Raw genomic sequence first — 21,729 nt, 5'->3', positions numbered from 1 at the left:
TTAGTAGTAACAGGGAGAATCTAAAATCTCAATTAGCAAGATCCAAAAATTTTCTTATCTTTGCAGCCTGAACAAATGTTTGAGAAACGAAAGAAAATGGAGAGCGAATATTTAAAAATAAAATTAATCATGGAGATATTAATTGAGATGAAAGTGGAGTTTATAGTCTTGCTTCTTCGGCAAATTGAACATTAAATAAAGATCCGAATAACCATGTTGTAGTTACAGTATGAACAAATAAAAATGGAGACGCTTCTCCTGAAGATAACTGATCTAATTTCCCAGTATGATTTCATAATCAGGCATTGTTTGCCGGTCGCGCCTTTCCATATCATAGTGCATTTAATTGAAGTGTTGTAGCTGAATCTTGAAACTATACTACATCATATCCAAACTACCTCAACGTTGCCATGGCGTCGCTATGCTTCCAGATGGGCGCCGACATCGAGGATGTGGATGCTCTGTTAGACAGGATGAGAACTACTGCGCTGACTGACTATATCAGACTCGACCTGAATGGCGATGGCGATACGGACGACATCGTAGATGTCCCCACCGACGACGGCTCCAATATCCAGCAGCCCGAATCGCAACCCCTGCAGCTGATCAATCCCGCCGGCGTATTCAAAAAATACAACATGCCGCAAGACCTGCCCACCGAAATCAAGATCGGCGAGACGCTACCCCTCAATAAACATTTCTACAACGGCGTGGCGTTCCTCATCGCAGGTGCCGAGGTGCTTATCAATGGTCAGTGGATTGCCTTCAGCAACGAAAACAGCACCCTCGTCATGGCAGAAAACCCGATGACGCTCCAGTGGAGACTCAACGGCGAACTCATGCAGCAATACGGCTACAGCGACGGCGACACCATCGAGGGCACCATCGTTGCCGTGGATGATGAGTGGAACGGCTTGAACCACCTCTCCAAAACCTTCTCCGTCATGCTGAAAGGCAATGTGACGGGCGTAGGTGGCATCGAAGCCGACAGCCAAACCGCAACAAGCAATGTGTGGTACACCATTTCAGGCCAGAAGCTCTCAAAGCGTCCTACAACCCCCGGCGTCTATATCCGCAACGGAAAGAAACTGGTGGTGAAATAGAAACGAAAAAGCGACCCTCGGCGGGGTCGCTTTTTTTGTGGTTTATAGGTCTAAGGATTCGGGATTGATATGACTTGCCACACCTGCGGATTCCCGTCACTACCTTGATAAATCCATTCTGACGGCTTTCTATCAGCTGTCTTAGATACCGATCTCTTTTTATCTCCATCGTTTACATTATGTTTTTGCCAGTATTGGCAACTTTTTACGATGCAAAGGTAACGTTTTTATATTATACCACACAAGTTTCACATTAAAAATCTTCCAACATTGGCATTTTTTTTACCCGATGACACTCCAGTGGAGACTCAACGGCGAACTCATGCAGCAATACGGCTACAACGACGGCGACACCATCGAGGGCACCATCGTTGCCGTGGATGATGAGTAGGGCAGACCTATGGAAAGAAACTGGTGGTGAAATAAAAACGAAAAAGCGACGAAAAATTTTGGCAGTTCCGAAAACATTTCTTAACTTTGTGGCGGAGGATTGCGCTTTTGCAGTTTCTCCGAATGAAAATATCCAACCGAGCAGTCCTGCTCGCAAGCGTGCGGAAGAGGCCACGGCGGGGGTAGCGTTTATCTGCGTTCACAGCCCGCGACGGTGGAAGAGGAAGCCCCAAGGGAAACGACGGGTGCAAGGGCGGGGAATGAAAAGCGTGCTATATTAAGCTGTATAGGGATATATAGGCAAGTTAGCATGGCTGTCGCCCATAGATAGGCACAGGGTAAAGAAGACGTCGTTCCACACACTGAAGGGGCAGTTCCTGACCCTCGAAAGCCCGCCAAGCGAAACGGACAAGGCTCACAGAAACAACCGGAAAACAGCCTATGGCTTGAAAAAACACCAGCCCTGACAGGGTTATTTCGAACCACGCTTATTGATTCAAGCAAGGAGTAAAGACGTTCCTTGCCGTTTTATTGTGAGTTCCAGCCATGATGATGGCGGGCTCGCCCGTTGCCGTGGCAGCGGTTCCCGACACCATCAGTTCCCAGACCGTTTCAACTATCCACAAAGCCAAAGCGTACTCTCCCATGCAGATCAATTTTCTAAAACCTGGAGAAATCTTACCTATCTTATGACAAAAAATTGAATGGTGAGATAAAAAGGCATACGAGCATATAGAGCATCTGGGTATCGCTGAGGCTACCAAGATTAGAGATATGATGCGAGCGTACTGAGCATGATCCTACTCACCACAGGAGTATCAGCAACTAATGTCTAGACTACATACAGGTATGACTCTGGAAGAGCCTATATGATATGACAATTATGAGTTTATATGATGAAGCGGATCCACTCCAAGTAATCATGCAACTAATGAATGGAATATTCTAAACTCTATAATAGATGATAAGGCGAATTTTATAGTGCAGAATGGATGAAGTCCTTGGTGGGGTAGCATCAAGGAACGCGTGGATGCTAATCCAAATCATATTTATATCTTTTGAAATTCAGTATACTGACAAAGCGATAAAGCTTGGTGGCTTACGCAAAACAGCGAGAATCTAAAATCTCAATTAGCAAGATCCAAAAATTTTCTTATCTTTACTGCGTGAACAAATATTAGTGAAAAAAATGAAAATTGAGAGCGAATACTAAAAAATAAGATATATCATGAAGATGTTAATTGAGATAATAGTGGCGTTTATGAGCTTTCATCTGCAGCAAATTGAACATTAAATAAAGATCCAAACAACCATGTTATGGTTACAATATGAACAAATAAAGATTGAGACATTACCCAAACTAACGAAATATATGAGTCTTCCAAAATGCCTATATGATTTCATAACAAATCATTATTTGCTGGACGCATCTTCCCATATAGCGCTGCGTCCGATTGACAAGTTTTTGCCAATAAGTGAAAATATGCTACATCTCTTGTAAACTATGTAAATGTAGCCTTGGCTGATTTATGCTTCCAGATGGGCGCCGACATCGAGGATGTGGATGCTCTGTTAGATAGGATGAGAACTACTGCGCTGACCGACTATATCAGATTTGATCTCAACTGAGATGGAGATACTGATGATATAGTGCAGGTAGATACTGATGATGGACATATCGATCAGCCAGAAACTCAGCCTCTCCAGCTGATCAATCCCGCCGGCGTATTCAAAAAATACAACATGCCGCAGGAACTGCCCACCGAAATCAAGATCGGCGAGACGCTACCCCTCAATAAACATTTCTACAACGGCGTGGCGTTCCTCATCGCAGGTGCCGAGGTGCTTATCAATGACCAGTGGATTGCCTTCAGCAACGAAAACAGCACCCTCGTCATGGCAGAAAACCCGATGACACTCCAGTGGAGACTCAACGGCGAACTCATGCAGCAATACGGCTACAACGACGGCGACACCATCGAGGGCACCATCGTTGCCGTGGATGATGAGTGGAACGGACTCAACCACCTCTCCAAAACCTTCTCCGTCATGCTGAAAGGCAAAGTGACGGGCGTAGGTGGCATCGAAGCCGACAGCCAAACCGCAAGCAATGTGTGGTACACCATTTCAGGTCAGAAGCTCTCAAAGCGTCCGACAAAGCCCGGCGTCTATATCCGCAACGGAAAGAAACTGGTGGTGAAATAGAAACGAAAAAGCGACCCTTGGCGGGGTCGCTTTTTTTTGTGCAAAAAAGTCGGAGGATGCGAATTAGTGTCCCTTCTTTTAGGAACTCCCGCAGACCGAGGTGGGTGATTGTCGTCATCATCGCAGGAAGTAAGCGGGGAGGTAAGCGAAATGAAGTGACTTTCGTTCGACAATAAAAATAGAAACAAGCTTTTATTTTGTAGTGTGCTCACTTATTCGTAACTTTTAAGAAGTTTTTCGCACAGCTCAAGGGAACTCCTTCCGTTCGGAATAAAAAATAAATGAATTTATTTTGTTCTTCCCTCACTTATTCGTAACTTTCAAGAAGTTACTTTCGTTCGGAATAAAAAATAAATGAATTTATTTTGTTCTTCCCTCACTTATTCGTAACTTTGCAGCGTTTTTTGCGGGGAGGTATTCCGACTCGCTCAGATATATATTTTTAGATGTAGTTAAAACAATAAAGATTTTTTAGATGAACGTTATTAACAAGACGATTCAGTTGGCTGATGGGAGAACCATCACCATTGAAACAGGAAAACTGGCTAAACAAGCCGACGGAAGCGTAACGCTTCGAATGGGGAACACTGTGCTGCTCGCAACCGTATGCGCAGCAAAAGATGCTGTTCCGGGAACAGATTTCATGCCGTTGCAGGTAGATTACCGCGAACAGTATGCGGCAGCAGGCAGATTCCCAGGAGGATTCACTAAACGAGAGGGAAAACCGAGTGACAACGAAATCCTTACCTCAAGGCTCGTTGACCGGGTGCTCAGACCGCTCTTTCCCTCAAACTATCACGCAGAGGTTTACGTAAACATCATACTGTTCAGTGCCGATGGCGTTGACCAGCCGGACGCTCTCGCAGGATTTGCCGCATCGGCAGCACTCGCTTGCTCGGACATCCCCTTCGAATGCCCCATCAGTGAGGTGCGCGTGGCACGCGTCAACGGCGAGTACGTCATCAACCCGACGTTCCAGCAGATGAAAGAAGCCGACATGGACATCATGGTCGGAGCGTCTGCCGAGAACATCATGATGGTGGAAGGTGAGATGAAGGAAGTGTCTGAACAAGACCTGCTCGGTGCATTGAAAGCCGCCATGGATGCCATCCGCCCGATGTGTGAACTGCAGAAGGAACTCAGTCGCGAACTCGGTACCGACGTGAAGCGCGAGTATGACCATGAGGTGAACGACGAGGCTCTGCGCGAGCAAATCAACAACGAACTCTATCAGCCGGCATACGACGTGACCAAGCAGGCACTTGAGAAGCACGCACGTCAGGAAGCATTCGACAAGATTATCACCGACTTCCTCGAGAAGTACGACGCTGCCCATGCAGAACTCTCCGATGAGGAACTCGAAGAGAAGCATGCTGAGGCTGAAAGATACTACCACGACGTGATGCGCGATGCTATGCGCCGCTGCATCCTCGACGAAGGAATCCGCCTCGACGGGCGCAAGACCGACGAGATACGCCCCATCTGGTGCGAAGTGGATGCTCTGCCAATGCCCCACGGAAGCGCTATCTTCACGCGTGGCGAGACACAGAGTCTCTCAACGTGTACCTTGGGAACCAAGCTCGATGAAAAACTCGTCGACGACGTGCTCGACAAGAGCTACATGAAGTTCCTGCTCCACTACAACTTCCCGCCGTTCTGCACGGGTGAAGCAAAGGCACAGCGCGGAGTCGGACGCCGCGAAATCGGTCACGGACACCTCGCTTGGCGCGGACTGAAAGACCAAATCCCGGCAGATTTCCCCTACACCGTGCGCCTCGTCAGTCAGATTCTCGAGTCAAACGGCTCGTCGTCGATGGCAACCGTATGCGCCGGAACACTCGCACTGATGGATGCCGGAGTGCCCATGAAAAAGCCCGTCAGCGGCATTGCAATGGGATTGATTAAGAATCCGGGCGAAGAGAAATATGCCGTCCTCTCCGATATCCTCGGCGATGAGGACCACCTCGGCGACATGGACTTCAAGACAACAGGTACGAAAGACGGTCTGACAGCCACACAGATGGACATCAAGTGCGACGGACTGTCGTTCGAAATCCTCGAGAAAGCCCTCATGCAGGCAAAAGCCGGACGCGAGCATATCCTCGGAAAACTCACCGAAGCAATCGCTGAACCGCGCGCCGAACTCAAACCGCACGTACCGCGCATCGTGGCATTCGAGATACCGAAAGAATTCATCGGAGCTGTCATCGGTCCTGGCGGAAAGATTATCCAGCAGATTCAGGAAGAAACCGGCTCAACCATCGTCATCGATGAGGAAGACGGCGTAGGAAAAGTGCAGGTAAGTGCACCCGACAAAGACGCCATCGACGGAGCCATCAAGAAAATCAAAGCAATCGTTGCCGTACCCGAAGTGGGCGAAGTCTATGAGGGCACCATCCAGTCAATCATGCCTTACGGCTGCTTCGTAGAGATACTGCCGGGCAAAGACGGACTGCTCCACATCAGCGAAATAGACTGGAAGCGTCTCGAAACCGTGGAAGATGCCGGTCTGCACGAAGGCGACAAGATTACGGTGAAGCTGCTCGACATCGACCCGAAGACGGGCAAATACAAGCTCTCACACCGCGTGCTCATGCCGAAACCGGAAGGATACGTTGAGCGCGAACGCCGTCCACGCCCCGAGCGCGGAGAGCGTCGCCCACGTCCGGAGCGCAACGGCCATCATGAAGAGCGCCGTCCGCACAACAACTTCAACCGTTATGAAACGCGCGAAGACAACCGCAACTATCACGACCCGATGGAAGAGCGTGAGCCGCGCGACTTCAACGACTCGCTCGACCACGAGGCTGATTTCTAAATACAGATATTTGCTGTAAATAAAGGTGGCTTTGAGATTTTCTCAAAGCCACCTTATTATATATATATGTATGATTTCCTTTACTTGATTTCCATAGCTACCGATTGCTGCGGCAGTCCTGCAGGCAGCGTGACGGTTACTTTTCCTTCTTTCACTTTCGTCTTCAATTTCTTTCCATTGCTCACGAGACGCACTTCCTTTTTGGGAAGATTGGTCGTCCAACTGATTTGCGCTGGCAGACTTTTTCCTTCTTGGAGCATATAAACGGCATAGTGTGTCTTTCCATCTTTGGATGCCGTGAACCACACATCGCCTTCATTATAGTGCGGAGTGGTGGTCGTATTGTATAGCGCCTTGCCGTTGCGTTTCATCCAGTCGCCGATTTTCTTCAGGCGCTCCACGGCTTCGGGCTGTATGAGTCCTTCAGGAGTCGGTCCCACTCCGAGCACGAGGTTGCCGCCTTTGGCAACGATTTCGATGAGCGTATTGACCACCTTTTCGGGTGATTTCCAGCGCGGTCGCTTCACGTATCCCCAGTCGTCGGACAGCGGTATGCAGCTTTCCCACGGATAGTCGAGCTGTGTTTCGGGGATGGTGCGCTCGGGAGTCTGATAGTTTTCGTACGGTCCGTGTATGGTTCTGTCCACGATGATGAGTCCCGGCTGGTGGCTGCGTGCCATCTGTGCGATGCGCGGCATGTCGATGTCCTGCTTGCGTTCCTTGCAAACCCATCCGCCGTCGAGCCAGAGGATGTCCACGTTGCCGTAGCGGGTGAGGATTTCCTGCATCTGGTTGTGAGTGAACTTCTTGAACTGTTCCCAGCGCCATGGGAATTTGTCAACGGGATAATTCACATTCCTGCCTTTCGTCGGATAGACATCCCACCAGTAATATTGCGAGTGCCAGTCGGGCTTGGAGAAGTATGTTCCTATCTTGAACTGGTGTTTTCTGAATGCTTCGAGCACGTATTTCAGCACGTCGCGCTTGGGATTGTCCTTGAAGGCGTGCTTGGCAATGGTGAAGTCGGTCTCCCGACTGTCGAACATGCAGAATCCGTCGTGGTGCTTGGTGGTGAAAATCATGTATTTCATGCCGGCGTCATCCATCGCCTGTGCCCACTGTTCGGGGTTGAACTTGGTCGGGTTGAACTGCTCGGCAAAGCCCCAATACCAGTCTTTGTACTGCTGATAGGTCATGGTGGTGTCGCGTGTGATCCAGTCTTCATCAACGATGGACCACGACTCCACGATGCCCGGCACGGCATAGAGCCCCCAATGGATGAGCACTCCGAATTTGAGGTCTTGCCATGCTTTGAGGTTTTCGACTACATCCTTTTCTTTGGGCCACTCATAGGTGGTTGAACGCTTGTGGATGTTTCCTTGTGCCAGGGCACATCCTGCTCCGCTTTCTCTCATCACGGGTGAGAGGGCGAGCAGCAGTAACGGTAGTAAGATTTTCTTTTTCATAGGAATTATTCAGTGACTAATTTTTCTTTAATGCCTTTATTGTGTTTCTCAAACAGCGTGCGTGTGAGGCTGAGGTATCGCTCGCGGAGGCTGCGCTCTGCTGCGTTCATCTCGTCGGTGGTCCATCCCGCCGGGTAGATGCGGAAGTTCTTTCGCCCCGAAGTCAGTGGGCGTGACACCCAGAAGAGCGAGTAGTCGCAGTCGGTCATCGCTGTCTTCCCGTTTTTCTTGGTCAGTGTCATGGTGACCATGGCGCCGCCGTCGGTATGCGGTTTGGTCATGTTGGAGACGTAGTTGCCGAGCGAATAGACGGTGAGGTGCTTGTTGCCCTTGTTGTCTTCGCTCACTTCGAACGGCTGTACGACGTGCGGATGCCCGCCGATGACATGGCCCACGCCCTTGTTGAGCATCCATTGCGTGAGTTTCCGCTGCGCATTGCTGGGCAGTGACGCATATTCGATGCCCCAGTGTGGGAATGCGATGATGACGTCGGCATCCTTTTTCTTTGCTGCAATGATGTCTTTTGCTATTTGCGCCGTGTCTTCCAGATTGACGATGTATGGTGACGGCACGGGAATGCCGTTCGTTCCGTAGGTGAAATTGAGCATGGCGATGCGTATGCCGTTGCGCTCGATGATGAACGGATAGTTCTGCTCGCGCTCTTTCTGATGGCGGTAAGTCCCCAGATGGGGCATTTTCAGTGAGTCCATCATGACGATGGTGCGTTCCAGTCCTTTCGCGCGTGTGTCGCAACTATGGTTGTTTGAGGTGAGCATCACGTCGAATCCGGCATCGATAATCGCCCGGAGATATTCGTCAGGAGCCGAGAAACACGGATAGCCTTTGTATGGTGGTCCTGCCAGTGTCACCTCGAAGTTTGCCACCGCAATGTCGTAGCGGCTGATTTCGGGCTTTACCCGTGCAAAGACGTCGGTGTAATCATATCCGTCGGCAGTGCGGGCAGCCTTTATCTGTCCGTCGTGCTGCATGAGGTCGCCGGCAAAAAGGAGTGTGACTTGCCGGGTCGTGGTGTCCTCAGGTGTTGTGTTTTGCGCCTGCACTCGGCTGCCGTTGTTCTGTGCGCACGAGCAGATGATAAGTGAGATGGCGAGTGTTCTGATTTTTTGCATTACAGTTTTCATGATAGTTCATTTACGATGTACAAAGATAGTGAAAATAATTGATAAGGTGATGTTTTTACGTTGTTTTTTTATGGTTATTGCAGAAGTTTTGCTATATTTGCAGAAGATGAGATTTGAAGTGAGTATAGAGCGCTGTTGCATGTGCCTGCTGTTCGTATTGTTCGGCAGCGTAAGTGCCATGTCGCAATCGGTTTTGCCGTTGCCGTCATCAATGACGGTCGGTAAAGGCACTTTTACAATCAGCGACGAGACGGTCATTCACACCAACATGCAGGACAAGGCGGCACGGAGAACGGTGGCTTCCCTGCGCCGTTGTGTGGGGAAGGATTTGACCGTGATGCGCGAGCGTTCAACCGAGAACTTCATACTGATAGAGTCACGCTCGGAGTTGCGTGAAGAAGGGTGCTACACCTTGCATGTCGATGGCAGTGGCATCCGTATTCAGGCTGGCAGTGCGTCGGGCTTTTTCTATGCTTTCCAGACGCTTAGCCAGTTATCGGACGACGGGAAAGTGCCGTTCGTGGATATAGAAGATGCGCCAAGATTTGCTTATCGTGGCATGATGCTCGACTGTTCGCGCCATTTCTGGGACGTGGATTTCATCAAAAAACAAATCGATGCCATGGCGCGTTTCAAGTTGAATAGGTTGCATCTGCACCTGACCGACGCTGCCGGATGGCGCATGGAGACGGAGAAATATCCGCTGCTCACGGAAAAAACGGCTTGGCGCACGCAGTCGGACTGGACGCGATGGTGGATTGAAAAGGACCGGCGCTATTGCGGGAAAGATGCGACGGGCGCATACGGAGGCTATTACACGCAGGACGAACTGCGCGACTTGGTGCGCTACGCCATGGATCGCCACGTCACGGTTATCCCCGAAATAGAGATGCCCGGTCACTCTGAAGAGGTGCTGTTCGCCTATCCCGAGTTGAAGTGTGTGAATGCAGGGCAGGATTGCGGCGATTTGTGCGTAGGCAACGAGCAGACGTTTGAGTTCTTGGAAAACGTGCTTTTGGAAGTGATGCGCATCTTCCCCTCGAAGTATATCCATATCGGAGGCGACGAGTCGGGGCGGCAGGCATGGATGAAATGTCCCAGGTGCCAGGCAAGAATGAAGGCTGAAGGATTGGAGACGGCTGCCCAGTTGCAGGCTTATCTGACTGCCCGCATCGAGAAATTCCTGAACCGTCACGGCAGGGAACTGCTGGGTTGGGACGAGATTCTCGAGGGCGAATTGGCTCCGAACGCAACGGTGATGTCGTGGCGGGGGACGGAAGGTGGTCTGGCAGCTGCCCGGATGGGGCACCGCGTCGTCATGTCGCCTGGCGGATACTGCTACCTGGACGGTTATCAGGATGCGCCTGAAAGTCAGCCGAAAGCCTTCGGCGGTTTCCTTCCGTTGGAAAAAGTATTCGGCTACGACCCCATTCCTCCGGAAATGAAAGGGACGGAACAGGAAAAATATATCATCGGAATACAAGGGAACCTGTGGACTGAGATGATTGAAACACCTGAGCATGTGGAGTATATGCTCTATCCGCGGATGCTTGCCATAGCCGAAAGAGGATGGAGTCCGCAGTCAGACGACTATGCTGACTTCCGCCGTCGGGCATTGAAGGCTGTCGGTTGGCTGCAACAAAACGGCTATCATCCCTTCGACCTGAAGAACGAGACGGGTGCACGTGTCGAATCGCGGACAGAGATACGCCACAAAGGCAGGGGCAAGAAGGTGCAATATCTGGCTCCCTATTCGGACGCATACAGGGCGGGAGGCGACGGTTCGCTGACCGACGGGAAGCGCGGCGGCTGGTCCTACGGCGACGGTCGGTGGCAAGGATTCATCAGTTCGGAACGGCTCGACGTCGTCATCGACATGGGCAGGAAGCAGACTATCCGCAGCGTGGCAGCCGACTTCATGCAGTTCACCGGACCGGAGATTTTCGAACCGGCTGAAGTTCGCGTTTCTTTCTCGGACGACGGCACGACCTGGAAGGTAGGCGACCTTGAAGTGAGGGAGGTGAGCCGGGACAAGGATTACTTCATCCGCCACTTCCGATGGGAGGGCAAGGCGCGTGCCCGGTATGTGCGTCTGCAGGCTTCGGAAGGAAAGTTCGGAGGATGGATTTTTACCGATGAAATCGTGATAAATTGAATCAAACACAATAAAAAACAAAGGACAATGAAAAGAATGATATCAATGTTAGTGGTGGGCATGAGCTTTGCTGCCTTGTCTGCTTCCCCTTTGGTGCAAGAGGCGGCGGAAGACCGCATGCCTGCTGACGGGGCATCACCATCCAGTCAGGTGTTCGAGGTGGACAACGAGTTGGATTTCTTGATTGCATTGGGCTCGGACCGCGAGATTATCATCAGTGAGAACGTGACGCTGAACCTGTCGCGCGTGTTGGAAAACGAGGATAATTTCCGCACCGCCAACCGCCGTTTCATCAACGCCTACGACGGAGAGCATTTCCTCGTTGAGGGCAGACTGGCAGCAAGTAACGAGCAATGGATCATGAGTGAAAAAATGTTTGACGGACGGCAGTTGACGCTCGTCAACATCAGCAATCTCTCCATACGCGGTAAGCATGGGGCGAAGATTGTCGTCCAACCGCGATATGCCTTCGTGTTCTACCTGATGGGGTGCCGGAATGTGACGATAGACAATCTCGTGCTCGGCCATACGGAAGATGGCTATTGCGAAGGTGGCGTCATCGGCACGTCCAATTGCGAGAACATACTCATCTCCAGTTGCGACCTCTACGGATGCGGCACATACGGCATCGTGGCGTCGAAGACACACCAACTGACAATGACGCAGAGCATCATCCGCGATTGTTCCTACGGCATCATGGAGGTGCTCGACTGCAATAACATCAACTTCATGACGTGCGACTTCTTCAGAAACGAGAGATTTGAACTCATCACAAGCAGATGGAGCGAGAACGTCAACTTCACCAACTGCCGCATCTACGGCAACCATCAGACGGCGCCGCTCTTCCAGTTGAACAACACCATCGTGTTGAGCGGATGCGAAATCCACCACCCTTTCGAGGCGGTAGGCACGACCAACTTCGTGGATGCAGACGGCAGAGACAATATATGGCATGACGAATTCGTCGAAGAACTGCCCGAACGGGGAATAGGACCACACTAAAACACAGAAAACATGGACATAATACAGATTAAAGAAGAAAATGGTTGCATGACCATTTCGTTTGACGGGCGACTGGATTCATCGCTCACAACAGAGATACAGCAAGAGCTGGCGACAAAGCTCAACGACGCACCCGGCGTGAAAGAACTGACGTGGGACGGCTGCGGGATGGAATACATCTCGAGTTCGGGCTTGCGACTGATGCTCATGCTGAAGAAGAAATATCCCTCCTTTAAGTTGGTCAACGTATGCCCCGACGTGTACAACGTGTTCGAGATGACGGGATTCACGAAGATGATGACCGTCGAGCGCGGACTTCGGCAAATGTGTGTCGAAGGGTGCGAGGAAATAGGGCGCGGAGGCGTCGGCGTGGTCTATCGCGTTTCGGACGACACGATTATCAAAGTGTTCCGCGAAGGGACAAGCATGAACGACATCACCAACGAGATTTCGATGGCGAAGGAAGCGTTCGTCCTGGGAATGCCGACCGCCATTTCGTTCGACATGGTGCAGGTTGGCAAGCAGTACGGACTAGTCTATGAACTGCTGAAAGCCCAGACGCTGAGCCAGTGCATCAAGAACCATCCTGAAAACGTGGATGAGTATGCACGACAATACGCCGGCTTGTTCCGCCAGTTGCACGACATCGAGGTGCCGCCCTCCAGCAATATCCCTAACGCTCACGAGAACGACGAGCGGAGCATCAACCATGTCCGCCGCTATTTCGGTGACGAACGGGTGGAGATGCTTTTGCAGATACACCGCGCCATTCCGCAAGGCAACAGACTGCTACACTGCGATTTGCAGGCGAAAAACGCGATGATGCAGGGCGACGAACTGATGCTCATCGACATGGGCGAGGTGGGTTACGGTCATCCGCTCATCGACCTCGGACACGCCTACTCGGCTATGGTCGGGCTGGTGGGCGACTACGAGAAAATCATCGGCATCCCCATGGAGCTCGGAATACAAGTGTGGGACAAGATGATTCGCTACTATTTCGAGGGCGAAAGCGAAGAAACCATCGCGCACCGGTGCGACCAGATACGGGCAGTGTCCTACATCCGCAACTTCAGCTGGCTCTCGCTCTCCGACTCCTTCCCCGAGGAAGTCATCGAAGAATGCAAGGCAACGTTCGAAGAGCGCATCATAAAACAGTGGGATTTCATCGTCGAAACGAGCAAGACGTTTGCCGACTGGACACTGTAAACCGCCTTAGGAAGCCGTTTTCCAGCATCCTTTCACCACCCAAACGTGCCACTCCCGCCACCCGGGAGTGGCACGTTTCGTTATCCGAGCGTTAAACATTCGTTGTCGCTATATTAAACATTGGTTATCGCTACGTTGCACGTTCGTTGACCAATCCCATACGATTTCATCAACCAATCTCGTACGAGTTTCCATACCAACTTCGTACGACTTTCCATACCAATCTCGTACGAGTTTGGTCATCAACTTCGTACGAGTTTGGTTTACGAAACTTTAACGTAGCGACAACCAACGCTCTACAGCCGCTCAACGAAAGGACTGCGGAACAGTGACGAAAAATAAGAAATGAACGAATAAATTTTGTATTGTCCTCGCTTAATCGTAACTTTGCAGGGAAATTCAGCGAGGGCTGAGAAAAGGTAAAAAGAACAAAAAACAAAAAGAAAAAGACGATGGCAAAAAAAGCATTACTCATGATTCTCGACGGTTGGGGAATCGGAAAAAAGGATAAGGGTGACGTGATTTTTAATACCCCGACACCCTATTTGGATTATCTCACGGCAGTGTCGGCACACAGTCAGCTGCAGGCAAGCGGCGAAGATGTGGGGCTGCCCGACGGACAAATGGGAAATTCTGAGGTGGGGCATCTCAATATCGGTGCAGGACGCATCGTCTATCAAGACCTGGTGAAAATCAACCGGGCATGTAAGGATAACTCTATCGTGGAGAATCCGCAGGTGAAAGCTGCCTACACCTACGCCAAAGAGAAGGGCAAAAAACTCCATCTGATGGGGCTTTGCAGCGACGGCGGCGTGCACTCCAGCCTCGAACATCTGTTCAAACTGATAGAAGTGGGCAAGGCGTATGGACTGAAAAACCAGACGTTTGTGCACTGCTTCATGGACGGTCGCGACACCGACCCGAAGAGCGGAAAAGGATTTATCGAGCAAGTGATGCAGCGATGCGAAGCCAACGACGCAGCCATTGCCAGCATCGTCGGAAGATTCTACGCGATGGACCGCGACAAGCGGTGGGAGCGCATCAAGGAAGCATACGACCTGCTCGTCGGCGGCAAGGGCAAACAGGCAACTGACCTTCTGGCTGCCATGCAGGAAAGTTATGATGAAGACGTGACCGACGAGTTCATCAAACCCATCCACAACTGTGCCGTCGATGGATGTATCGGAGAGGGCGACGTGATTATCTTTATCAACTTCCGCAACGACCGGGCAAAGGAACTGACTGTCGTACTGACGCAACAGGACATGCCGGAGCAGGGAATGAAAACGATTCCCGGACTGCAATACTACTGCATGACGCCTTACGACGCCTCGTTCACGGGCGTACACATCCTCTTCCCGAAAGAAAACGTGGAGGACACGTTAGGGGAATATCTCTCCAAGCAGGGCAAAAAACAGCTGCACACGGCTGAAACGGAGAAATATGCACACGTCACATTCTTCTTCAACGGCGGACGCGAGGAACCGTTCGACGGCGAAGACCGCATATTAGTGCCAAGTCCTAAAGTGGCTACATACGACCTGAAACCAGAGATGTCGGCATACGAAGTGAAAGACCGCCTGGTGGAAGCCATCAATCAGGGGAAATATGACTTCATCGTCGTGAACTTCGCCAACGGCGACATGGTCGGACATACCGGCGTGTATCATGCCATAGCCAAAGCCGTATGGGCGATAGACCAATGCGTGAAAGACGTCATAGAGGCAGCGAAGAAAAACGACTATGAAGCTATCATCATCGCCGACCATGGAAATGCCGACCATGCCGTCAACGACGACGGTACGCCCAACACCGCCCATTCGCTCAACCCCGTGCCGTTCATCTACGTGACCGACAATAATTCGGCGAAAGTGAAAGACGGACGACTGGCAGACGTGGCACCGAGCATCCTCCACATCATGGGACTGGAACAGCCTGCCGACATGACGGGCGAGTGTCTCATCAGCGACCATTAGAAAGAATCACCTTAGCAACATCACCCAGCGTATGGATGTAAAGATAGAAGCCTCGTGGAAACAACAACTGCAGGGAGAATTTGACAAAAACTATTTCGCCCTGCTGACCGATGCCGTGCGGAAGGAATATGCGTCGGGTGTGTGCTATCCACCGGGAAAACTCATCTTCAACGCTTTCAACCTGTGTCCGTTCCATCAGGTGAAGGTGGTCATCATCGGACAAGACCCCTATCACCAGCCCGGACAGGCGCACGGACTCAGCTTCTCCGTACAAGACGGAGTGCCGTTTCCGCCGTCGCTTCAAAACATCTTCAAGGAAATCCAAAACGACTTGGGAACACCCATTCCCAACAGCGGAAACCTCACACGGTGGGCACAACAGGGCGTGTTGTTGCTCAATGCCACGCTCACCGTACGGGCAAGTCAGCCTAATTCACACGCACAGTTAGGCTGGCAGACTTTCACCGATGCAGCCATCAAGGCGCTGGCAACCCAGCGCAAACACCTCGTCTATATGCTCTGGGGAGGCTATGCACGGGGGAAAAGCTATATGATTGACAAATCGGAGAACCTCGTGCTCGAAAGCGTGCACCCCTCACCGCTCAGTGCCAACCGCGGCGGATGGTTCGGAAACCATCACTTCTCACAGTGCAACCAATACTTGGAAAACCACCAGATAACCCCGATACAATGGTAACACAGCATCCCACCATCGTGCAAGTAGGCGACGTATTGCTCACTTCAGAAATCCTGACCGAATATTTCTGCTGCGACTACGAGAAATGCAAGGGTATCTGTTGCGTCGAAGGCGATGCCGGGGCACCGGTGACACTCGATGAAATCAGCGGAATAGAAGATTCGCTAGACACCGTTTGGGATGACCTCTCGGCACAGGCACAAGCGGTTATCGACCGACAGGGCGTGAGCTATGTGGACAGCGAGGGCGACCTTGTCACCAGCATCGTCAACGGGAAAGACTGCGTATTTACCTGCTATCAGGGAGAGGCTTGTTTGTGTGCGTTGGAACGGGCTTATCGACAGGGAAAAACCACCTTTTGCAAACCCATCAGTTGTTCACTTTATCCCATACGGGAAAAGCGCTTCTCCAACGGAACCGTCGGACTCAACTACAGCCGTTGGGACATCTGTCGCGATGCCATCACCAAAGGGCGTGAACTCCGCATACCGCTCTACCAATTCCTTCGCGAGCCCCTCATCCAACGTTTCGGTAAAGACTGGTACGACGAACTCTGCCAGCTGGCTGCGGAACTTTCCCAATAAACGCTCCGACTTTTAGAATTCTGAAAGGCAAATCGGGCAGCGTCTCAATATAAAAAGAAAGCAGACATTCTTTCTTCTAAGCTCGGTTTACACTGACTTTCTGCAATGTTTCGTTCGCTTATTTACTTCAATGTGAATAAAAATATTCAAAAAAAATGTACATTTTATTTTGTTTTTTATGAAAATTGTTTATCTTTGTAGCCAGATATCTATGAATTTTATTTCGCTTATTATTAATCTTAAACTATAATATGTATATGAAAAAACATTTCCTCAAACATTTGTTGATGATGTTATTGTTGCCTTGTGCATCTGCTTTTGCAGCCGAGGGCGATACCATCGTGGTGCTTGAACAGAATTTTGATGCTTTCACGGAAGGCACAGAATCTACACCTGCTACGACAGACATCAGTTCGTATTCCAGCAATAAGCTTCGTAATACCCTTGCCAGTTGGTCGGGTTCGCGAGTTTATGAGGCTGGCGGTAGTCTGAAAATTGGTGATAACGGTTATCTTCAGACTGCCAATACCGACATGTCGGGCAATGGTGGTAACCTGAGAATCACGTTCCGTGCGAAGGCATTGGACGCTACGGGCGGAGGAATCCAGATTTTGCTAAACAGCTCTTATACGGCTACGGCGACCATCTATCTCGACAATGGTGATTGGACGACGATTGAAGTGATGTGCGGTGGCGGAAAGGCTTCTGGTTACCTGCGCATCAAACCCTATCTGATTGCCAGTGGCATGCTCATCGACGACCTGAAGATAGAAGCCAGTCAGGCATTTATCGGTGCACCGGAGGCGACACAGCCGACAACAGCCAGCGACAATTCTTTCACTGCAACGTGGAAGGTAGTGGCTGGAGCGACAAGTTATCTGCTTGACGTTTATAGCAAGAACGGCGAGGAGAAAGAATATCTGTTGAAGGATGAAGCAGTAGATAAACCCTCTTCATCATACGCCACTACCCACTCGAAGCAGGTGACGGGACTGACTGCCGGCAAGAAATACTATTTCACGGTGCGTGCGAAGCGCGACGAATATGTTTCTGCCTATTCGAATGAAATCCGCGTGGTGAAGCCCATATCAAGTGTTTCGGCTCCGGAAGCAACGGAAGCAACCGATGTGACGGCAACGGGCTTCACTGCCAACTGGAATGCTGTTGAGGGTGCAGAGGGCTACGAAGTGAGTCTCTATAAGCACGAGATACTGGCAAACGACAGCACGGTGAATATACTTCATGATGACTTCTCTGGATTCACAGAAGGCACTTTGAGTTCTCCCTCATATCCTTCGACTTATGCGTTGGATACCTATACAGCCGATCCGGGGTGGACGGCATCTAATATTTGCGCTGCCAACGGCTATTTCGGCATCGGTCCGTTTGGCGGTACGGGTTATATCTGTACACCAGCCATCGACCTGTCTAAGAACAGTGGCAAGTTCAAGTTGACGATGAAAGCTGCTTCTAATTCTTACGGCACCTACAAGGAAGACTCTGTGAAAGTATATATCTATAATGGTGGTGACGATGCTGTGGACAGCGCGACGGTGAAAGTGTCGGGCGGTTTTGCCAACTATACGATTGAGTCGGAAAAAGGAAATGCCGAGACCTATGTTTACATCGAATATGGTGGTACTAACAAGTTCTACATGGACGAGTTTACTGTGTCACAAGACTTGGCAGCAGGTGACAAAGCGACTTCGTTAGTAGAGACCAAAGACGTGGGCGATGTGACCTCTTGTCTGTTCAACGTGGCGTTTACCGACAATATCAGCTATTCCTATAAGGTAGCTGCCTACGCGCCGACGGTGAAAGGCTCTTCTTATACAGGATATTACGTTGACAACATCTATTCTGACAAATCGAACGAGATAGAAGTGTCTTATTCTGACCCGACCGCCATCAACGACATCGACCGCGAGCAGGAAACGGTGAAAGACGGCAAGTGGTACACCCTGCAAGGCGTTCTTCTCAATGGCAAGCCGACCACGAAGGGCATCTATATCGTGAACGGGAAGAAGGTGCTTGTTAAGTAAAACGATAGGTGTATGAAAAGAAGTAGATTTCTTTTTGTCGCGTTGTTTGCTTGCCTGTTGTCATGGGCAGGTCCCGTTGACCAACAGACGGCAGAGCAGACGGCACGACAATTCTTCAGTAAGCGTGGCGGCAAGAAAGCCGCTCCGCTCAAATCTGTGTCAGCCAAGAGGTTGATGAAAAATGCCACAGCTGCCGACACACCTTATTATATATTTAATATAGGTGACGGCGACGGCTTTGTGATTGTGTCGGGCGATGATACGGCTATTCCCGTGCTTGGCTATTCAGACAAGGGTACTTTCGACTGGGAAAGTATGCCGGAGAATCTGCGCGAGTGGATGAAGCTCAACGAGATGTATATTGAGAGTTGTCGCAACAAGACGGGCGTCGTACACTCGCCCAGTCGTGTGGGAACTCCCGTCCAGGCTCCATTGCTCGGCGAAATCAAGTGGGGACAGGACACTCCTTACAATCTGAAGTGTCCCACCTACACCGCCAGCGGAGAGACCAAGCATTATTACGTTGGCTGTGTGGCTACGGCAGCAACGCAGATTATGCGATATCATGGTTATCCCGCACAGGGAAACGACACGAAAACCTATACCGATACCAAGGGATGTGGACAGACACTGAGTGCAGACTTCGGAAACACCACCTACGACTGGGCGAACATCCTCAACACGTATCGCGGAGTAGAGGCGACGGAGGCTCAGAAAGATGCCATCTCGACACTCGCATTCCATTTCGGAGTGGCTGTTGAGATGGAATATGTGGCAGGTGGCAGCGGTGCCGTATCGCCCATCGTGCCAAATGCGTTCCGCCATTATTTCCGCTATGACAGCGGTACGACGATGCGCAAACGGAATTACTACGACACTTCCGAGTGGCTCAGCATCATCAAGAGCGAAATCGATGCGCAGCGCCCCGTCTATTATGCTGCTTCGAGCGAAGACGGACTGGGTGGTCACGCTTTTGTCTGTGACGGATATGATACGGAGGACTTCGTTCACATCAACTGGGGATGGTATGGCGACTACAACGGCTATTTCAGTGTCAACCATCTCGAGCCCGCCGGATTGGGTGAGGGTGGTGGAAAAGGTGCTTACAATATCGACCAGGAAATCATCACAGGCATTCAGCCGCCGACTAGTGGGACGACCGTCTATGAGCGCCCGCTCTACTTCTCAACGATGATGACAAACAACGATTTCGGCGACCAATTCTCCATAGGAGGAACGGTGGAGAACTATGACGTGACCCCGTTCAACGGTCAGATTGCTGCCGTGTTGGAGCGCGACGGTGAGGTGTTGCAGATCCTGAAGACAGAGGATAAGACAATCAATGCCTATACCAACCGTCGGACGGGATATATCATGGGGTTCGTCGTGCGCGATGTTCCTAAAACGGTGTCGAGCACCATCGCCAACGGTCTGGCATATATCCGCCTGATGTTCCGTGAGAGTGCTACCGATGAATGGAAGTTCTTGAGACACGGCATCGGGCGCAATCCGCAGGGCATCCCATACAGCAACCGCATCAAGGTGAATGTCAACAACGGATATATCGAAACAGAAGGAGTCGATACACCGGTTCCCGATGTCACCATCCTCGAGAAAGTGGAATCGGAATTTCCGGAGGTTTACGCCAAGGGTTCGATTGTCCTGCCGCTCGTTCTGCAGAACAACTCAAAGCATTTGCATCTGAAGAATGTCGTGGTGCGCTTCCAGTCAGTGGAAAATGACACCCATTATGACTACGAGAACGCCGTGAACATCTATGACGAGAGCACCGAGTCGCTCAGATTTCTCATCAACCTCAGCGATGAAATGCCTGCAGGTGATTATAGGATTGTCCTCTTTGAAAAGGGATTCCCTGAGCATCCGTTCACCGAGACGGTCGCATCGGACATACTGACCGTGTTGCCTGAGGCAGACTATCCCGTGATGCACCTGACGCAGAATGTGCTCTGGCAGCGCCGCGACGGTCAGATTATTGCCAATCAGGGCGATATGGTCTATTTCGCACTCAACAGCCGCAACTATGGAGCAGCCGGAAAGGTCGGCGTGATACTCTATCTTGTGGATGCGAACGATCCCACCAAGCGCTATATGTATCAGCAGGCAGACGCTACGTTGGAAAAAGGTGAGTCGAAGACGCTCACGTTCTATCGGCAGATGCCTGTTAATCCGGGCAACTATTTCATCCAGGTGAGCTATCTCACGGGCGACGGTCAGATTGTTGACGATACCCGTTCAGCCTATTATGGCGACACTATCAGCGTCGGCACAGGCACCGACATCCGTCTCAACGGCGTGTCTATCAATATGCCCGACCAAGTGGTGAAGGGTACGAAGCTGACAGGCTCCGTGACTTTCGAAGCCCCTGCTGCCTATAACGGGTATATCTATGTGCGCATGCGCCAATATACGTTGAGCAGTGGCGGCATCCTCAAAATGGAAAGAGTGAACCTGGCAGCAGGAGCACAATACACCGCCAACATTTCATCGACTATCACCTATAACGTGGGACGCTACATCCTGGTCTATGACTTCGGAGCAAGCTCCACGTCGGGCATCGGAACAAGCTCCACGTCGGGCATCGGCAGCTACGATAAAATCTATAAGTTGATTGATGTCGTGGACGAATCTACGGGCATCACATCCGTCAGCTCCGCCGATAGCAAGCCGGTAGTCTTCATGGACGGCGACCGTATCTGTGTGGCTGTCAAGGGCGATGTCGCAGTGAAAAACATCGAGGTGTTCGACCTGAGCGGGCGTTGTGTTGCCCGCCGGAGCAACGGCAGCGACGTTGAGGCAGAACACTTGCGCAGCAGCGTATATCTCGTGCGCGTCACCACCAGTGATGGCGTCTTTACTCAGAAGATAAGCAAATAACCAATCTTGGAGGAGATTTCAACACCTCTGCTTTCAGTCCCGTAA

At 50.9% G+C, this 21,729-nt stretch carries 14 protein-coding genes; 11 read left to right on the top strand and 3 right to left on the bottom strand.

What is annotated here, in order from left to right; genetic code table 11:
- Window positions 1-410 precede the first annotated feature (410 nt).
- Window positions 411-1,103 carry a hypothetical protein gene (locus GRF55_RS11030; RefSeq protein WP_220368449.1) on the top strand — a complete coding sequence of 231 codons (693 nt, stop codon included), beginning with the start codon at window positions 411-413 and terminating at the stop codon, window positions 1,101-1,103.
- A gap of 878 nt (window positions 1,104-1,981) precedes the next feature.
- Here the strand turns inward: GRF55_RS11030 and GRF55_RS11025 are convergent.
- Window positions 1,982-2,140 (bottom strand): hypothetical protein, encoded by a 159-nt coding sequence (locus GRF55_RS11025; RefSeq protein ID WP_220368448.1) that lies wholly within the window; start codon window positions 2,138-2,140, stop codon window positions 1,982-1,984.
- 1,003 nt (window positions 2,141-3,143) lie between these two features.
- Here GRF55_RS11025 and GRF55_RS11020 point away from each other — a divergent pair.
- Entirely contained in the window at window positions 3,144-3,698 is a 555-nt protein-coding gene (locus GRF55_RS11020) for a hypothetical protein (RefSeq protein ID WP_220368447.1), read from the top strand.
- A 475-nt stretch (window positions 3,699-4,173) separates the two neighbouring features.
- Window positions 4,174-6,516, top strand: a complete 2,343-nt coding sequence (gene pnp / locus GRF55_RS11015) for a polyribonucleotide nucleotidyltransferase (RefSeq protein WP_220368446.1) — start codon at window positions 4,174-4,176, stop codon at window positions 6,514-6,516.
- Window positions 6,517-6,596: 80 nt separating this feature from the next.
- Here the strand turns inward: pnp and GRF55_RS11010 are convergent, their stop codons facing one another.
- Window positions 6,597-7,982, bottom strand: coding sequence for an alpha-L-fucosidase (locus GRF55_RS11010; protein ID WP_220368445.1), 1,386 nt, complete (start codon window positions 7,980-7,982; stop codon window positions 6,597-6,599).
- A gap of 5 nt (window positions 7,983-7,987) precedes the next feature.
- A complete protein-coding gene (locus GRF55_RS11005) occupies window positions 7,988-9,112 on the bottom strand; it encodes a CapA family protein (RefSeq protein WP_220369705.1) in 1,125 nt (374 codons plus the stop codon).
- Between the two features lie 118 nt (window positions 9,113-9,230).
- On the opposite strand from GRF55_RS11005, the gene GRF55_RS11000 reads away from it, so the two are divergent.
- From GRF55_RS11000 to GRF55_RS10965, 8 genes are all read left to right on the top strand, one after another.
- Window positions 9,231-11,279, top strand: a complete 2,049-nt coding sequence (locus GRF55_RS11000) for a family 20 glycosylhydrolase (protein WP_255563795.1) — start codon at window positions 9,231-9,233, stop codon at window positions 11,277-11,279.
- Between the two features lie 27 nt (window positions 11,280-11,306).
- On the top strand, window positions 11,307-12,281 hold the full coding sequence (locus GRF55_RS10995; protein WP_220368444.1) for a right-handed parallel beta-helix repeat-containing protein: 975 nt from the start codon (window positions 11,307-11,309) through the stop codon (window positions 12,279-12,281).
- A 12-nt stretch (window positions 12,282-12,293) separates the two neighbouring features.
- A complete protein-coding gene (locus GRF55_RS10990) occupies window positions 12,294-13,490 on the top strand; it encodes a phosphotransferase (protein ID WP_220368443.1) in 1,197 nt (398 codons plus the stop codon).
- Between the two features lie 452 nt (window positions 13,491-13,942).
- Window positions 13,943-15,466: a 2,3-bisphosphoglycerate-independent phosphoglycerate mutase gene (gpmI, locus tag GRF55_RS10985; protein WP_220368442.1), complete on the top strand. Its 1,524-nt coding sequence runs from the start codon at window positions 13,943-13,945 to the stop codon at window positions 15,464-15,466.
- Window positions 15,467-15,497: 31 nt separating this feature from the next.
- A complete protein-coding gene (locus GRF55_RS10980; protein ID WP_220368441.1) occupies window positions 15,498-16,163 on the top strand; it encodes a uracil-DNA glycosylase in 666 nt (221 codons plus the stop codon).
- Window positions 16,157-16,747: a DUF3109 family protein gene (locus tag GRF55_RS10975; RefSeq protein ID WP_220368440.1), complete on the top strand. Its 591-nt coding sequence runs from the start codon at window positions 16,157-16,159 to the stop codon at window positions 16,745-16,747. Before GRF55_RS10980 ends, GRF55_RS10975 begins: the two co-directional genes overlap by 7 nt.
- Window positions 16,748-17,004: 257 nt before the next feature.
- Window positions 17,005-18,789 carry a fibronectin type III domain-containing protein gene (locus tag GRF55_RS10970; protein ID WP_220368439.1) on the top strand — a complete coding sequence of 595 codons (1,785 nt, stop codon included), beginning with the start codon at window positions 17,005-17,007 and terminating at the stop codon, window positions 18,787-18,789.
- A gap of 12 nt (window positions 18,790-18,801) precedes the next feature.
- Window positions 18,802-21,684 (top strand): thiol protease/hemagglutinin PrtT, encoded by a 2,883-nt coding sequence (locus GRF55_RS10965; RefSeq protein WP_220368438.1) that lies wholly within the window; start codon window positions 18,802-18,804, stop codon window positions 21,682-21,684.
- The last annotated feature ends 45 nt before the right edge of the window (window positions 21,685-21,729 follow it).

The sequence above is a fragment of the Prevotella sp. Rep29 genome, from assembly GCF_019551475.1.
Taxonomy (GTDB): Bacteria; Bacteroidota; Bacteroidia; order Bacteroidales; family Bacteroidaceae; genus Prevotella.
Note: the sequence above shows the minus strand (reverse complement) of the source record. Positions and strands in the feature narration are given on the sequence as shown.

Coding starts and splice junctions, on each gene's coding strand:
- GRF55_RS10995 (WP_220368444.1), top strand. CDS start 11,307: ATGAAAAGAATGATATCAATGTTAGTGGTGGGCATGAGCTTTGCTGCC.
- GRF55_RS10975 (WP_220368440.1), top strand. CDS start 16,157: ATGGTAACACAGCATCCCACCATCGTGCAAGTAGGCGACGTATTGCTC.
- GRF55_RS11000 (WP_255563795.1), top strand. CDS start 9,231: ATGAGATTTGAAGTGAGTATAGAGCGCTGTTGCATGTGCCTGCTGTTC.
- pnp (WP_220368446.1), top strand. CDS start 4,174: ATGAACGTTATTAACAAGACGATTCAGTTGGCTGATGGGAGAACCATC.
- GRF55_RS11025 (WP_220368448.1), bottom strand. CDS start 2,140: ATGGGAGAGTACGCTTTGGCTTTGTGGATAGTTGAAACGGTCTGGGAA.
- GRF55_RS10980 (WP_220368441.1), top strand. CDS start 15,498: ATGGATGTAAAGATAGAAGCCTCGTGGAAACAACAACTGCAGGGAGAA.
- gpmI (WP_220368442.1), top strand. CDS start 13,943: ATGGCAAAAAAAGCATTACTCATGATTCTCGACGGTTGGGGAATCGGA.
- GRF55_RS11030 (WP_220368449.1), top strand. CDS start 411: ATGGCGTCGCTATGCTTCCAGATGGGCGCCGACATCGAGGATGTGGAT.
- GRF55_RS10970 (WP_220368439.1), top strand. CDS start 17,005: ATGAAAAAACATTTCCTCAAACATTTGTTGATGATGTTATTGTTGCCT.
- GRF55_RS10965 (WP_220368438.1), top strand. CDS start 18,802: ATGAAAAGAAGTAGATTTCTTTTTGTCGCGTTGTTTGCTTGCCTGTTG.
- GRF55_RS10990 (WP_220368443.1), top strand. CDS start 12,294: ATGGACATAATACAGATTAAAGAAGAAAATGGTTGCATGACCATTTCG.
- GRF55_RS11010 (WP_220368445.1), bottom strand. CDS start 7,982: ATGAAAAAGAAAATCTTACTACCGTTACTGCTGCTCGCCCTCTCACCC.
- GRF55_RS11005 (WP_220369705.1), bottom strand. CDS start 9,112: ATGCAAAAAATCAGAACACTCGCCATCTCACTTATCATCTGCTCGTGC.